At 64.9% G+C, this 14393-nt stretch carries 18 protein-coding genes; 16 read left to right on the plus strand and 2 right to left on the minus strand.

Annotated elements, in window-relative coordinates; all coding sequences use genetic code 11:
* Nucleotides 1–13: 13 nt before the first annotated feature.
* The 6 genes from ALIDE2_RS16490 (at nt 14) to ALIDE2_RS16510 (ending at nt 4624) form a co-directional block, all read left to right on the plus strand.
* Nucleotides 14–235 carry a hypothetical protein gene (locus ALIDE2_RS16490; RefSeq protein ID WP_013722644.1) on the plus strand — a complete coding sequence of 74 codons (222 nt, stop codon included), beginning with the start codon at nt 14–16 and terminating at the stop codon, nt 233–235.
* The gene (locus tag ALIDE2_RS16495) at nt 232–579 is read left to right on the plus strand and encodes a hypothetical protein (RefSeq protein WP_013722645.1); all 348 of its coding nucleotides are present in this window, start codon (nt 232–234) and stop codon (nt 577–579) included. Before ALIDE2_RS16490 ends, ALIDE2_RS16495 begins: the two co-directional genes overlap by 4 nt.
* Before the next feature lie 66 nt (nt 580–645).
* Nucleotides 646–1938 (plus strand): ATP-binding protein, encoded by a 1293-nt coding sequence (locus ALIDE2_RS16500; RefSeq protein WP_238530033.1) that lies wholly within the window; start codon nt 646–648, stop codon nt 1936–1938.
* A 67-nt stretch (nt 1939–2005) separates the two neighbouring features.
* Nucleotides 2006–2284, plus strand: a complete 279-nt coding sequence (locus tag ALIDE2_RS25480) for a hypothetical protein (RefSeq protein ID WP_238530035.1) — start codon at nt 2006–2008, stop codon at nt 2282–2284.
* Nucleotides 2271–3275, plus strand: coding sequence for a DUF7146 domain-containing protein (locus tag ALIDE2_RS16505; RefSeq protein ID WP_013722646.1), 1005 nt, complete (start codon nt 2271–2273; stop codon nt 3273–3275). The genes ALIDE2_RS25480 and ALIDE2_RS16505 overlap by 14 nt, the downstream gene beginning before the upstream one ends.
* Nucleotides 3276–3559: 284 nt before the next feature.
* Nucleotides 3560–4624, plus strand: coding sequence for a DUF932 domain-containing protein (locus tag ALIDE2_RS16510; protein ID WP_013722647.1), 1065 nt, complete (start codon nt 3560–3562; stop codon nt 4622–4624).
* An 81-nt stretch (nt 4625–4705) separates the two neighbouring features.
* On the opposite strand, the gene ALIDE2_RS16515 is transcribed toward ALIDE2_RS16510, so the two are convergent.
* Nucleotides 4706–5371, minus strand: a complete 666-nt coding sequence (locus ALIDE2_RS16515; protein WP_238530036.1) for a S24 family peptidase — start codon at nt 5369–5371, stop codon at nt 4706–4708.
* Between the two features lie 345 nt (nt 5372–5716).
* On the opposite strand from ALIDE2_RS16515, the gene ALIDE2_RS16520 reads away from it, so the two are divergent.
* The 5 genes from ALIDE2_RS16520 to ALIDE2_RS16540 are packed head-to-tail and all read left to right on the plus strand — an operon-like array spanning nt 5717 to nt 11064.
* Nucleotides 5717–6031 carry a hypothetical protein gene (locus ALIDE2_RS16520; RefSeq protein ID WP_013722649.1) on the plus strand — a complete coding sequence of 105 codons (315 nt, stop codon included), beginning with the start codon at nt 5717–5719 and terminating at the stop codon, nt 6029–6031.
* On the plus strand, nt 6032–6694 hold the full coding sequence (locus ALIDE2_RS16525) for a FlhC family transcriptional regulator (RefSeq protein ID WP_013722650.1): 663 nt from the start codon (nt 6032–6034) through the stop codon (nt 6692–6694).
* A gap of 53 nt (nt 6695–6747) precedes the next feature.
* Nucleotides 6748–8541 carry a MobH family relaxase gene (mobH, locus tag ALIDE2_RS16530; RefSeq protein ID WP_013722651.1) on the plus strand — a complete coding sequence of 598 codons (1794 nt, stop codon included), beginning with the start codon at nt 6748–6750 and terminating at the stop codon, nt 8539–8541.
* A 1-nt stretch (nt 8542) separates the two neighbouring features.
* Nucleotides 8543–10444 carry a conjugative transfer system coupling protein TraD gene (gene traD, locus ALIDE2_RS16535; RefSeq protein ID WP_013722652.1) on the plus strand — a complete coding sequence of 634 codons (1902 nt, stop codon included), beginning with the start codon at nt 8543–8545 and terminating at the stop codon, nt 10442–10444.
* The gene (locus tag ALIDE2_RS16540) at nt 10441–11064 is read left to right on the plus strand and encodes an IncC plasmid conjugative DNA transfer DtrJ family protein (RefSeq protein WP_013722653.1); all 624 of its coding nucleotides are present in this window, start codon (nt 10441–10443) and stop codon (nt 11062–11064) included. The genes traD and ALIDE2_RS16540 overlap by 4 nt, the downstream gene beginning before the upstream one ends.
* Before the next feature lie 15 nt (nt 11065–11079).
* On the opposite strand, the gene ALIDE2_RS16545 is transcribed toward ALIDE2_RS16540, so the two are convergent.
* The gene (locus tag ALIDE2_RS16545) at nt 11080–11325 is read right to left on the minus strand and encodes a helix-turn-helix domain-containing protein (protein ID WP_013722654.1); all 246 of its coding nucleotides are present in this window, start codon (nt 11323–11325) and stop codon (nt 11080–11082) included.
* 179 nt (nt 11326–11504) lie between these two features.
* Between ALIDE2_RS16545 and ALIDE2_RS16550 the strand changes: the two genes are divergently transcribed.
* The 5 genes from ALIDE2_RS16550 to traL all read left to right on the plus strand — a co-directional run bounded on the left by ALIDE2_RS16550 (nt 11505) and on the right by traL (nt 14390).
* Complete coding sequence (locus ALIDE2_RS16550; RefSeq protein WP_013722655.1) at nt 11505–11837, plus strand: DUF5983 family protein; 333 nt, start codon at nt 11505–11507, stop codon at nt 11835–11837.
* 178 nt (nt 11838–12015) lie between these two features.
* Nucleotides 12016–12513 (plus strand): hypothetical protein, encoded by a 498-nt coding sequence (locus ALIDE2_RS16555; protein WP_013722656.1) that lies wholly within the window; start codon nt 12016–12018, stop codon nt 12511–12513.
* A 160-nt stretch (nt 12514–12673) separates the two neighbouring features.
* Nucleotides 12674–13180, plus strand: coding sequence for a lytic transglycosylase domain-containing protein (locus ALIDE2_RS16560; RefSeq protein WP_238530037.1), 507 nt, complete (start codon nt 12674–12676; stop codon nt 13178–13180).
* A 516-nt stretch (nt 13181–13696) separates the two neighbouring features.
* Nucleotides 13697–14059, plus strand: coding sequence for a hypothetical protein (locus ALIDE2_RS16565; RefSeq protein WP_013722658.1), 363 nt, complete (start codon nt 13697–13699; stop codon nt 14057–14059).
* A 31-nt stretch (nt 14060–14090) separates the two neighbouring features.
* The gene (traL, locus tag ALIDE2_RS16570; RefSeq protein ID WP_005800222.1) at nt 14091–14390 is read left to right on the plus strand and encodes a type IV conjugative transfer system protein TraL; all 300 of its coding nucleotides are present in this window, start codon (nt 14091–14093) and stop codon (nt 14388–14390) included.
* The last annotated feature ends 3 nt before the right edge of the window (nt 14391–14393 follow it).

The following is a 14393-nucleotide window of genomic DNA, read 5'->3' on the forward strand; positions in this document are numbered from 1 at the left end:
AAAGGAGTCCGCCATGAAGAACGTTCTTTGCCTGCTGGCGATCTTCTTCGCCTACGGCCTGGCCGGCCACCTGGACTACCAGGATGCCGTCGCCATGGAAGAAGCCATGCGCCAGGACGATCCGCCGTCCTGCGCCACGCCGCAGTTCGAGTCAACGCCTGCGCGCCTGGCCCGGGCTGAACCCCACACCCCACCGGCCTGGCGGCCGGAGGATCACGAAGGGATCGAAAAATGAACCACATCGCACGCACACCAAGCCGCCCGGCCGCCCTGCTCACGGTCCAGGCCCTGGGCGACATCGAGTACCTGGTGAAGGAGAGCGAAGTGCTCACCGGCCAGGCCGGCAGAAGCTTTGTCATCGCCGGAGCCGACCGCCTGTCCTACCGGGTGCACTGGCATCCGCTCGGATTCAAGGTCGAGCGCCTCGACGAGAGCGGCGACGTACTGAATTGCCAGCACCTGCTGCCCTGGGAGTTCTCTCAGCACAGCTTGGCCCAGGCCCTCGCCTGCGGCCAGTTGTTCACGGCACCGGTGCCGCGCGTGTCTTGCGCGTTTGGCGCATCCGGCGCCACCGCCTGATTTCTTTCACCCCGCCAGCGGGCTCGCTCGCTGTGCGGGCGGGCGCTGGCCATTCAGGAGATCACCATGAAGATCCAGATCCGTTTCAACGAGGAAGGCGCACTGCGCAACCAGCGCTATGCCTTCACGGACCGGTTCACGCTGGTCACCGAGCTGCTGCAGAATGCCCGCCGCGCCGGCGCGCACCACATCACCGTCGAGCACCGTCCCGAAGATCGGGTGCTGCGCGTCATGGATGATGGCTGCGGCGTGGAGGATTTTCAGAAGCTGCTGAGCTTTCACGAATCCGGCTGGGACGAGGGCCTGGCCGGCCAGGAGCATCCCTTCGGCGTCGGCTTCACCAAGTGCCTCTACGCGGCCGCACGCATCGTGGCCGCATCGAGACGCCAGCAGGTGGACATTGATACCGCGGCCGCCCTGCAGCGCGAGTCCTTCGACGTCACCACCACGCGGCGCGTCGTGAACGGCACGGCCATCGAACTGCATGGCGTCGAGATCAGCGATCTCGCCAAGCAGATGGAGACACTGTGCGAGGGCTTCCCGGTCGACGTGGTGTTCAACGGCACGCCGATGGTGCGCCGCTATGCCGAAGACAAGATTGCACTGAGCCCCACGCCGATTGGCGCGATCCATGTCAGCGGCAACCGCGACGGCAAGGCCACCTACGCCACGCTGGTGTTCCTTCAGGGCTTCTGCGTCCATCGGCCCAGGTACTTCCAGGCGGACTCCGTGAATGTCGTTCACCTCGACCCGCAGCAGTTCATGGCCAGGCTCCCCGATCGGGATCAACTGATCGACGCCGACCAGCAGCTCAAGCGGGTCGATGCCCAGATCAAGCAGTCCTGGCGCAGCATCCTCGAGGTGGCGAAGACCCAGCTCAAGCCGCAGGACTTCGTCGCAACCTACTTCGATGTGATGCTCCAGTGGCAGCATCAAGATCTGCTCAATGACCTGGACGAGTTGCCTGCCACGCTGTTCCAATGCATCTCGGGTTACCCCTTCCAGACCCACTACGGACAGCAGGGCTTTCTCGAGCCCGCCACCGTAGCCCCCAGCCGCGCAGACATCGAATCCGGTCAGGTCACGCTGGTGTCCATGGGAGCAGTCAGCGAGGAAAACGCCGCGCACTGGATGCTGGCCCGGCAAAAGCAGTGGCTGCTCACTGAGGCTTACCGCCTGGACAGCAACCATTGGCTCCATCCGCATGTCCACTACCCGGACTTGGAGACAGCCGTGGTCGAACCGCAAGGTGAAACCGCGCGCATCACGTTGGAGGGCCGCTGGGTCTGGCCACAGGTCGTCCTTTGCGAGTCGGTCAGGTATCCGCATTGGCGGGCACGCGGCCATCCTCGTGGATGACGGGGTATGCCACGACGGCAATCTCCTGATTCCCGCCAACGAAGTCTCGGGACAAACCATGCGGCAGATGTCCGACTTCGTCGATGGAAACGATCAGTACCGCGAAGACGACGCCGAGGCCGATTGCATGGCGCTTGCCGACCTGATCCGCAGGCTGCGGTCGACCGATCCGGTCGCCGCGCTCAGCTCGCTGCTGTCCGAGCTCGGCCTTGGCAAGTACGCATTGCTGCACGGCCGGCGCTTCGAGGTGACCGTGGGTGTTGGCAACATGCCGGGATGCTCAGTGGAGTTGGTCGGCGCAGAAGAGGCGCTCGCATCCAGCGGAGACGGCCATGCAGAACGCTGAATGCGTTGCCCGCGTGGAAGACGTGAAGCGGCGCGCTCACGGCCGCTGGACCGAGATCCTGGGAGCCCTGGGCCTGGACGAGCGCATGCTCAAACGCAAGCCCATGCCCTGCCCCGTCTGCAAGGACGGTGTGGACCGTTTCCAGTACACCGACAAGTTCGGCGAAGGGAACTACCACTGCCGCAAGTGCGGTCCAGGCGGCGGCTTCAAGCTGCTGCAGGCTTGCAAGGGCATGGACTTCCACACCGCGCTGTGTGCCGTCGAGAAGCTGGTCGGCGTGCTGCCTCCTGCGGCACCTGCTGGCGAAGCCTCGCCGGATCGCATGAAAAAGCTCGTGCAGCGCATCTGGAATGAAGCCCGACCGGTGACGCTGGGCGACGAGGTGGATCGCTACCTGCGCGATCGTGGACTGGCCTTGAGCCAGTACCCAGCCTCGTTGCGGTTCCACCCTGCCCTGGGCTACTACCAGAAGGAGGGTGCTACCAAGGCGCGCAAGGTGGCTGAATACCCGGCCATGCTGGCCAGCGTGCGGGATGCCCAGGGCGCCGTGACGCTGCACCGGACCTATCTGCACGCCGGCCGCAAGCTGGCTGCACCCGATGCGAAGAAGGTGCTCTGCAGCGGCTTCGTCGGGGCCGCGATCCGGCTGGCCGAGGCGACGGAGGAACTTGCCGTGTGCGAAGGCATAGAGACCGCGATCGCGGTCTTCCTGGCCACCGGCACGCCCGTGTGGAGCGCCCTGAGCGCCGGCAATCTCGAAAAGCTCTGGATCCCGGAGACCGTCAGGCGCCTGTGCATCTATGGCGACAACGATGCCGACGGCGATTTCACAGGGCAGGCCAGTGCCTATGCGCTGGCGCGCCGGGTCAAGCGCGAGGAGGCGCAAAGCGGCCCGAGAACGGTTCAGGTGTTCCTGCCCAAGCTGGCGGGAACCGATTGGGCCGATGTGTGGCTGCAGCGCCAGGAATCCACGGTGCTGCGCGCCGCGTGATGCTTGCTTCGGGGGTGGGTTCGCCCACTCCCGGACCTTTTCAGTGCAGGTTCGAGGGGTTCGCTCAGCGCCTGCACCGAAAAGGTTTCTCCCCCTGGTCGCTGCCAGACCAGGCCGTTCACGACACCCATCGTGCGGCGAAGGCAGCCTTGGAGTTTTTCGCGCAATTCGATTGCGCCATCGTGGATTGGCGTACGCCGATCCTTCATCGGCCCATGCGGGGATGCATCCCCGTCGGGGCTCTGCCGTCCCCGCTTTTTCCTGTTCCCCCAAAGGAGATTCTCATGAGAAGCGGACGTACCCTGGTGAGCCTGGCCCATGAACTACAGCGCCAGCTTGATACCAAGAAGGATCTGGTGGTGCCCTCGCCGCTGGTGCGCCACAGCACCAGCGAGGGCGGCGGCACCACCCTCGTCATCGAAGAAGCCGGCGGGCCCACGAGCTACGGCGTCACGCCGCTGGCCCGGCGCCAGCTCGCCGACAAACTGAGCATCCCGTATGCCTATTTCGAGCGCATGCGCGAGAACCAGCCCGTGCTGCTGGACCGCAATGTGAACACCTGGCTGCAAAGCGAAGGCGACCGCCGCCTGCTGCGCACGCTCGATGGCCGCGTACGCGCCGTGCTGTCCGACCGCTTTCGCCGCCTGGACAACTACGACCTGGCCGAGCATGTCCTGCCCATTCTGCAGGGCCTGCACGACATTCAGTTCGAGTCGGTGGAGCTGACCGAGACGCGCATGTACCTCAAGTGCGTCACGCCGCAGCTGAAGTTCGAGATGGCCCCCGGCGACATCGTGCAGGCCGGGATCGCAATCTCGAACTCCGAGGTCGGCCAAGGGACGCTGTCGGTGCAGCCGCTGCTGTTCCGCCTCGTGTGCCGCAATGGCCTGATCGTCGCCGACCGGGCGCTGCGCAAGACCCACGTCGGCCGCGCGCTCGCCCAAGAGGATGAAGGCGTGACGATCTACCAGGACGACACCTTGCAGGCCGACGACAAGGCCTTCTTCCTGAAGGTGCGCGACGTCGTGCAAGCCGCCGTATCGGACGTGACATTCCGGCAAGCGGCAGTGAAGATGCAAAAGACCATGGGCATCAAGCTGACAGGCGATCCGGTGCAAAGCGTGGAGGTGCTTGCCCAGCGCTACACGCTGAACGACACCGAACGCTCGGGCGTGCTGCGCCATCTGGTGGCCGGAGGCGATATGTCAGGCTACGGCCTGGTCAACGCGGTGACCCACTTCAGCCAGGAAGTCGAGGACTACGACCGGGCGACCGAGTTCGAAGCGCTGGGTGGCAAGCTGATCGAGTTGACGGCTGCCGAATGGAAGCCGCTCGCCGAAGCGGCATGAGCGGCGTCAACGGCCTATAGATGAACCGTGGCGGGAGGGGATGCCCCTTCCGCCCGTTTCACGCTCCTGCGCACACCGGTGTCAGGAGAACACCTTCACGCTGATGGCGCTGCGCACCTTGCCTAGGATTTCCACGCGGCGCTTTGCGGCCGCTGTTGCCCCTGTCCACTCGTAGTCCTGGTAGGCCTTGTTGTCGCACTTGAGCACGATGCTCCGGTCCATGCGCCGTTCCACCCGCCGGATGAAAAGACTGCCGTTGCAGTTGAACGCATAGATTCCGTTGCCGGCCAGTTGCGTCACCGCCGAATCGACGAACACCAGATCACCTGCCTTCAGATGGGGCGCCATTTCGTCTCCGGGCACCTGCATTGGAATGCCCAGTTGGCCATGGTGGGCCAGAGAATCGGTGATGGCCTGGATGCAGTTGGCCACCTGAATGAGCTGGGCGCAGTGGACCTCATCGTCAGCGTGGGGCCGCAGCGCGCCGATGATCTCGTCCGCACTGCAACCCAGACCCGCACACAGCCGGGCAAACGATTCCAGATCCGGCAAACCAGGCTCGCTGGCATCGAACCATCGACGCACGCTCTGGGCCGCGCGCTGCGTGATCCCGGCCACATGCGAAACCGTCTTGTCGGCGGGAATGCCCATGGCGACCAGCCTGGCCTGCAGGCGGTCACGCACACCAGGAATCAAGTCGAGATCACCGTCGAGGGATGCGGCAAAGGAACGCCCTGCGCGGCTCACTGCACGGCTGTCCTCCAGCCTTCCACGCCGATCCACTGGCAAGCGTGGCACCGCGCGGCTCGACGACGTTGTCTTGGCAGTCACACGACCTCCCGCCGAAAAAAGTCAAAAGCGTGTGTTTTACCGCTACTTTTGTTACCGGATGTGGCCAGTTTCGAAAACGACCGCCAACCCTTGCCCTTTACGGTGGCGAATTCAGCCCGCCTTCGTGAACACAGCAATTGATGCGCACAAGTTCATGGTCGACAGCATATGCTGACTCAGACCTTACCACCACCCCATTCGAATCGAGTACCCGTGAAACATTGTTAACACTCCCCTTCAGAGGGGCATCGAGGAACGATCATGAGCCACCTGCTTCTATCCGATGTGCAATCCACCAACCTTCAATTGCTCCATGCCATCCTGATCGGCACGGAGCGCGACATGGTGGAGACCTGCCGCAAATTCAACCTGCATGCGGCCCAGGCCGAGCGCCTGCGCACCCTGACACCTGCCGGGGTCTGGAGCCTGGTGCATGCGGTCGGTCAGACCTCCCTGTTCGTTCCGCGGGCCGATCTTGTCGCGCTGATCGACTCGCCGCCGGCGCTTGCGGGCACCTTGGCCGCCGCGCGTCCGCCCCTTCCTGCGCCGCCCATGCACGTCCAGGTGTCCCGATAGATGCCAGGCACCAAGATCAGCCAGCGCATGCGGGCGCTGCAACTGGCCCGCGACTGCGCAGCATTGGGCGCGCGCATCCGGACAATCCACCACCTCACCGGACTGCGCCCGCGCGAGCTGCTGCACCTGCTGTTCAATTCGCACGCCATACCACCCTGCGGCAGGGCCCCGAATTCCCGCGAGTGGTACCACCACGCGAACCTTCTGCAACGGATCGAGGCTTCCATCGTCATCGCCAACTTCCGGCGCATGCGCCATCTGGGTTTTCCTGCGCCTGAGGCCCTGGTTGGCGCGTACCGCTATTACCAATCGATGTACCGGCCCCCGGCTCGCATCAGCTTCGACCGGGCATTCGATCTCGCAGCGCATACCGAGGGCTTGTGGATCGCCAAGGCCCCCAGCTTCCGCCTGGCATCGTGTTCCCGCTGCAGCAGCGAGTTCCTGGACGCATTCGCAGGCGCCGACACGACGGCACGACCCTGCCCTTTCTGCCAATTGCTCGATCGGCACGCCCGCGATCCGCGCCTCACCGCGTCATTCCCCGAACCGCCGCCGGCTTCAGAGGAGCTGATCGCGCACCTGATGACCGTTCCTGGCCCAGTCACGGATGCCAATGGCGAAACCCCCTCCAATTCGTCTTCATTGCCACCGGCCGAAACCTAGCCCTTCCTGAACAATGAATCGTCATGGCCCCACGCGGGCGTGGAGATTCTTCGATGGCTCCCGGCACCTCATCGTCCAGCACCGGCGTACAACCGTTCGCATCCTCGGATCCCGGCTTCGAAGCACTGCCCTTGGCCGCAGTCATCGCGGGCCACCAAGCGCTTCTGGGCCGCATCAAGTTGTGCTTCGGCGCGGACCGCGCCACCTTCGAGCGCGAACTGATGCCGCTGGTTCAGGGCTACGCACGCTTCGTGCACTTGCTCCCGGCCACCCCCGACAACTATTTCCACACGCCTGGCGGTCTACTGCAGCTCGGACTAGAGACGGCATTCTTCAGCCTACAGGGCACGGATGCGCACATCTTCTCAGGCCGAGCCACGATTTCCGAACGCCGCGAACTGGAGCCACGCTGGCGCATCGCAACCTTCATAGGCGGCCTATGTAGCGAACTGCACCGGACGCTGACCCACCTCATCGTGACCACTGCGGACGGCGAGGAATGGCCGGCATTCCTGGGTGGCCTGACTCCATGGCTGGAGCAGCGAGCAGCCGATCGCTACTTCGTGCGCTGGCGCGCCAATGCGCGAGAGTCCCGGGGCGTGGGCCTGTTCGCTCTGACCCATGTCGTCCCGGCCGAAGTGCTGCAGATGCTGGGCGAGGGCAATTCCCTGGTGGTGCCGCAGCTGCTGGCCAGCATCGCGGGTGTCCCCCAGTACCGCGAGCACAACGTTCTGGACGAACTCGTGCGCCGGTCGATGGCGCTGGTCATCGACCGCAACCTGCTGGCGAGCGCAGACCGCTACGGCAAGCCCCAGTATGGATCTCACCTCGAGCGCTACCTCGTGGACGCCCTGCGACGCCTCGCCGCCGGCCATTCCGCGTGGACGCCGAACCGCGACAAGAGCCGTGTCTGGCTGGGGCCGGAGGGATTGTTCCTGGTCTGGCCGGGGGCCGCGGAGGATGCGTTGTCGCTGCTGGAAAGCGACCAATTGGTCGGTATCCCGAAATCGCCCCATACCCTGCTGGACTTGCTGCTAGAGGCGAAGGTATTCGTGGCCGCCAGCGCCGGCCACGAAACCTGGGACATCCAGCCGCCGGGAGCGAAGACGGCGATCGAAGCCGTGAAGCTCGCCAATCCGGCCATCTTGCTGGCTGGCCTTGATCCACAACCCACCGCCCTGACGACAAACCTCCTCGCTCCGTCTTCACCACCAACGAAGCCACCGGCTCAGGCAGCCAACACGAAGTCCGCAGTAGCCGGAGATTCACCTGCCGCCACGGCGACCGCGCCCTCTCCTCCAACCACGTCCCCACCCGAAGTGTCTGCGGCAGCCACACCAGCAGAACAGCTGTCGCTGCTGGAGGCCACCGGCAATACCGACGCGCCCGAAACTGGGCAGCAAGAGGCACCCGCCCTGGTTGACGCACCGGCTTCAGTCCCTTCAGGGACAGAACCATCCGCTATCCGCCTGCGAGCCCCGATGCGCCTGAACCCTGCCGTGCGCAAAGCCCTGGCCGACATCGTGGCGACCCTCAATGACGGCGCCTCCGCATCGAATAGCTGCACGGTGGCCGAGGGCGTCTTTGTGCCGCTGGCCGATTTCGAATGCCGCGGCATACAACCCAGCATCGCGATCCGCGCTCTGGACGATACGCGGATGATCCGGCATCCGCAGCCAGGCGGCCCGCCCACGGTCTCACGCCAGATCCGCGGCACCACCGTGGTAGGCGTGATCCTCGCGCCCGCACACGTCGAAGGCCTGGATCCTGCGGCCTTTGGCCTCGCTGCGGAGGAACAAGCGGCCACCCCTTCCGACTCCACCGCCGCACAGCAGCGAGGCCGCTGACATGCTGGTACGCCGCTACGAAATGCCCTGGCGCCGCGCCTTCGAGGCCCATGCGGGACTGGTGTGGCTCGCCGCCTCGCTCTCCTTCGCGATCATTGCTCTGGCCGGCCCATTGCCTGTCCTTCCTTCACTCGGACTGGCTGCCGCCTGCTTGCTGATGGCCTGCCGGCGCACGGCCCAGGCGCTACGGATACTGCGGCTGCGCGGATCCCTCGGCGGGCGCCGCATCCAAGTGCTGAGCGCGCAGGAACTGGGGCGCCTGTGCACCGATCCAGCCCAGGTGTTCCTGGGCTTCGGCTTCGAGTGGAGACCGGTGCATGCGCAGCGTCTTTACGAACTCGCCAAGGTGGACTACCGCGAGTTCAAGGTGCCCGGGTGGCTGCAGCATGCCCTCGGGCAAGGTGGCGCCGCACAGCCCGATGCGGAAATCGGTCTGCCCTACATCCACGGGGTAGAGCCGACCGAACATGCGCTGCGCCGACCGTTGCAGAACTTCGAGGGCGGCACGCTCCTGGTGGGAACCACGCAGTCGGGCAAGGGCGTGGCGCTGGCCAACCTGATCACCCAGGCCGTGCGCCGCGGCGACGTCGTGATCGTGATCGACCCCAAGAACAGCCGCCGCCTCAAACGGGTCGTCGAGCGGGCCTGCGAGGACTACCGCGAGACGGACACCTTCATGGAGTTCCACCCTGCCTTTCCGGAGCGCGGTGTGCGCCTGGACTTCACGTTCAACTGGCAAAAGCCCACCGAGATCGCATCGCGCATCCAGTCCATCATGCCGCCCGACACGGCCGGCGCGTTCACGGCCTTCGGCTGGGACGCCGTCAACGTGGTGGTGCAGGGCCTGGTCGAACTGGAAGAGCGGCCGAATCTCATCAAGCTCACCAAGTACATTGAGGGTGGGATCGAGCCGGTGCTGGAAGCTTCGCTGCGGCGCTTCTACGAGCAGTTGCTGGGCCATGGCTGGCGCGAGCAGCCCGAGATGCGCAAGCTGCTGCACGATGCGCACCGGGGCAACATGCGCAGGCCCTCCGAGGCGGCGAGCGCCGACCTGATGGGATTCGTCGCCTACTACGAGCACCACGTCGCGCAGAACCAGCGCAACAAGGTGCTCGATGCCCAGGTGCGTACGTTCCGGCACAACCGGGAGCACTACCAGAAGATCACGGCGAACCTGCTGCCGATCCTCTCGATGCTGACATCGGGCGACCTGGGCCGCAGCCTGTCGCCCGATCCCTTCGATGCAGACGATCCGCGCCCGATCATGAACTTCGAGAAGATCGAGCGCGGCGGCCATGTGCTCTACATGTGCCTGGATTCGCTGCCGGACCCATCCGTGGCTTCGGCAATCGGCGCGCTGGCACTGGCCGACCAGGCCGCCCGGGCCGGCATGCGCTACAACCTTGGCACCTACCGCCGCATCTCGCTGTTCGTGGACGAGGTCAGCAACGTCATCAACCAACCGTTGATCGAGATCCTCAACAAGGGCGCCGAGGGCGGCATCTTCGCCACCTGCGCCATGCAGACCCTGGCCGACCTGGCGCGGCGCCTGGGCAGCGAGGATGCCGCCCGCATGGCGCTGGGCAACCTGAACAACCTGATTGCGCTGCGCACCAAGGACCGGCCCACGCAGGACTTCGTGGTCGAGACCTTTGGCAAGACCGCGATCCACACGGTACGCGTGGGCCTGAGCCACGGGGCCGATACCCACCTCGGTGACTTCTCATCGAGCTACTCGACCCAGCTCACCGAAAGCTTCGAGGAGGTGGTGCCGGCGGACATTCTCGGCAAGCTGCCGAACCTGCAGTACTTCGCATCGGTATCGGGCGGCCGCATCATCAAGGGCCGTTTTCCGATCATCGATGCTGACGCGGACGCGCAGCAGGGAGGAGCGGCCGCATGATCCGGGCCATCGCCGTCATCTCCCTCGTGCTGCTGCTCATACTGGTGCTGTACGTCCCTGCCGTGCATCCGCCCGAGCGATTCCTGGACCAAATGCGCAGCGAGCACCAGGTGGCTGTTGAATTCTGGGGAGCGGAACCCGCCTACCGAATGCTCGATCGCGCCATACGCCTGCAGTCCGATGCCGCCGAAGCCAGCCCTCTGCCAGCGCCGAGGGACATTCCGAAGATCCACGGCACCAACCAAGCGGTCGCCTCCGAGATGAGCTCGGTCAATCAGCGCCTGTTCAACAACGCCTACTTCCGCTCGGTCGATGCGCTGCTGATGCTCGCGAGCTATCGCCTTTCCTGTTTGCTGGAATGGCTGCCTTGGCTGATCCCTCTGATGCTGGCCGCCAGCATTGACGGCTTCTTGCTGCGCGTTGTTCGGTCGAAGGAGTTTCTGCTGCACGATCCGGAGATGTTCGCCGTGTGGTGCTCTCTCTTGATCATCACCGGCTGGGCAACGGTGGTCGCATTCGTGCTGCCCATCCAATTGCATCCCGCCATGCTGGCCGCTTCGCCCATTGCGATGACCGTGCTGCTGGGCCGTGCGATCATGCATTTTCATCGGCGCGCATGACTGCGCCATTGCCCGCTACAACTCGGCCTCGGCCATCAGTTCGGTCATGCTCATCTCCATCGCTTTCGCGATGCGAGCGATCGAGACGATCCCGGGATTCTGGCCGCCGCGTTCGATGCTGCTCATGTAGAAACGATCAATGACACTTCGGTGTGCGAGTTCTTCTTGAGAGATGCCTCGCGCGCGCCGGCTGCGGCGAATGGCACCGCCCAGTGCGATGAGCACCGGGTCGTTGGCGTGCCGAGGCGAGGTAATGGGCATCCCCGCATGGTGGGGATATGATGCCAATCACACCACGGACAATCTTCCACATACACGGCCAGTGGGAGAGCGTGCGACCGGTGGTGTTGTTTGTCGTTCCGTTAATCCTGGACGGTTCCCGTTAACTCTGGACTCGTCTTGCATTGACGCAATGCATCATCTCTGTCGAGGGCACGACCATGAACACAGCCTGCATCGAACGCCTCCGGGAGTTGGCGGAATCCATCACTGCTCTCTCATTGTCCCATTTGCAGCCAGCCACACGTGCAAAGCTGCACCGGAATGACCTGTCGGTGAACGCCTATCCCACCGAATTTGGAGGACTGGTCTACGTCGGCTCACCGCCACACCGCATTCCTGTCGAGACTGATCTTGCGCTCATCGCGGGACTCTCGGCCCGTGCTGGTATCGAGTGGCTATTTTTCGACTCCGAGGGACCTGTCATTGACGGTCTGCCCATGTTCGCCTCTCAGGACTCACTCCCTGATGCCGATCAGAGTGGGGATCACTGAGTCCCATGTCAGTCTCACCACTCGCGTTCTCTACGGAATGCACATCAAAACGAGCTGATTGCGAAACACCCCTGAGTTGAGCTTCATTCCTGGGCGACTTGCATACCGCCCTCTCCTATTCTCTGCCCATGCGCTGATGCGCGTGTTCATTGAACTCCAGGACACGAGGACCCATGTCATGTTGATTGCCATGCCGAACACCAGCCCTGCAAGCCAGGCCGCCGAGGGCGCTGCCGACACCAGCGACGTGGTCGAGACACGGCTCTGGCTGGAAGAGCACAACTGGCTCTATGCCCTCCTGCGCAGCGAGAGCAATGTCGCTCCCACGTTCCGCATTCCGGATCTGATCAGCGCTTGCGTGGCTCTCGTCTTCGGCAATGACAATGCCGCGGAACGCATCTTCGGCTTTCTCGGAACCGCGCTGGTCATGCGCTCGCCTACCACGCCGCGCCGACGCGAATCGCTGTGGCGCCCCCAGTTCGAGCTGCTGCACGACCTGCAATGCTCACCTGCCAACAGGCATCCCAACCCCAAATTCCAGCTCGATCAGCTGACCACCGCCTGCGTGGCGCTCTGCCAACTGGACGATGCCTCGGGTGCAGCCGTCCTGGTCCAGGCACGCCGGAACATGGTGGAGCGGCACTTGACCCACCTCGCGCCGCGGCACCAGCGATGACCTTGCGGCAGGCGCCGCTCACCCGCATTGACCCTCCAGGCCCCTGCCCGACTTACCTGCCAAGACCCTGACCGGCACGCCGGTCCCACCCCGTGCCCGCGTCGCAGCGGGCTTGTCCTGAACCACTGGGGGGTGTTCGATGCGCTTGGTTGCCGTTTTCATGGTGGCAATGCTGCCGGCCGCTTCAGCCCTGGCCACGTGCTGGGACACCGCGGCGCAACGCTACGGCATTGCGCCGGAGTTGCTCTACGCCGTCGCCCGTACCGAGTCGAGCCTGAATCCGCGTGCGGTGAACCGCGCGCATGAGAGGCGCACGGGCAGCTACGACATCGGCCTGATGCAGATCAACAGCCGGCACCTGCCCCGGCTGGCTGGCTTCGGCATACGCGAAGCCGATCTGTACGACCCCTGCGTGAACCTGCAGGTGGGGGCGTGGCTGATGGCCGACAGCTTCGCCCGGCACGGCATCAGCTGGAATGCCGTGGGTGCCTACAACGCAGCATGCACCCAGCTCAAGGGGGATGCCTGCACTCAAGCCAGGGCCGCCTATGCCTGGAAGGTGTACCGGCATCTGCCGTCAACGCGTGGTGTGGGTCAGGGTACACGGCAGAAGGCCACCGCCGTCGTGGCGCAAAGCCAGGGCCTGCGCGTGAGGGTTTCGCCATGAGGTGCTTGACACCCGAGGCGCTGTACCGCCGCTGCGCGCTGTGCGCGTGTCTGGCCATCTCGGCCTGCACCACAGCGCCGCCCAGCGCCATCGAGCCGCCCGCACCGGTGGCCACCAAAGCCTGGGCGCGGCTGGCCCAGCACGGACATGGTGCGCAAGCCGCGTTCGCGCTGTGCCGTGGTGACGCCTGTCCCCAACCCACGACCAAGACCTTGAACACAGCGCCAAGAGTCATCTCCCCGGTAGTGCTGGATCCCGTAGCCGATGCCCCGGTTCCGCTCATCGAGTCGATGGGCCCCGGCGAGCAGGTGGAGGTGCAGACCCATCAGGCAACGCCCGCAACCGAGGGGCCGCCTGGCGCGGAACCACCACCGGAGGCGCCACAGCGCAGTAGTTCACTGCCCGACCAAGAACGCCAACGAACACCCGACCGGGCCTTGGCCCCACCCCGCCACTGAGCAGACCGAACCGCACCACCCGATCGACACCCGTCTTTTCCTATTCCGGAGATTCGTCATGAGCACTGCCATTCTGTCCACTCCCACCTCTGCCTCGCGGCGCGCCCCCGCGCGCAGGATCCTCGGCTTTCTCTGTCTGGTCGCGCTGGCCCTGGCCGGCCTGGCGCTGGCGTTCCCGAGCCATGCGCTGGATCTCGTCGCCTTCACGGGCATCACCGGCCCGCTCACGTCGGCCCTGACGCAGATCGCCGAACTGGGGCCGGGCATCAAGGCGCTCGTGGGCTTCGTCGGCTTCGTGGTGGCGCTGATCTCGCTGTCCGCGTTGCGCAATTTCGGGCCCGTGCTGTTCTACGTGGGCCTGGCCATCTTCGCCGCCGTGGGTCTCGTGATCGCCGGCGCGATCATGGGCGCGGTCGTCTGAGCCCCGGCGCATCCCCCTCCCGGAGGCCCACATGCAAGCGGACACCTATATCCCGCGGCGCTTGGACGACCAGTGGAAGATCGGCTTCTGGGACGTGGATGTCGCCGCGCCCATCGTCCTGGCCTTCTTCATCGGCTACCTGTCGGCCAGCAAGGCCGCGTTCGCGGTCTGCATGGCGGCCGGTATCGCTGTCTCACGCTGGATCGCCCGCCTGAAGGCGGACAAGCACCCGGCCTTCGCGCTGCACTGGCTGTACTGGCACCTGCCGGTCAATCCCGCCACCGCCATGCGCGCCACGCCGCCATCGCACATCCGCCGCATGGTCGGCTGAACC

The organism is Alicycliphilus denitrificans K601 (genome assembly GCF_000204645.1).
Taxonomy (GTDB): domain Bacteria; phylum Pseudomonadota; class Gammaproteobacteria; order Burkholderiales; family Burkholderiaceae_C; genus Alicycliphilus; species Alicycliphilus denitrificans.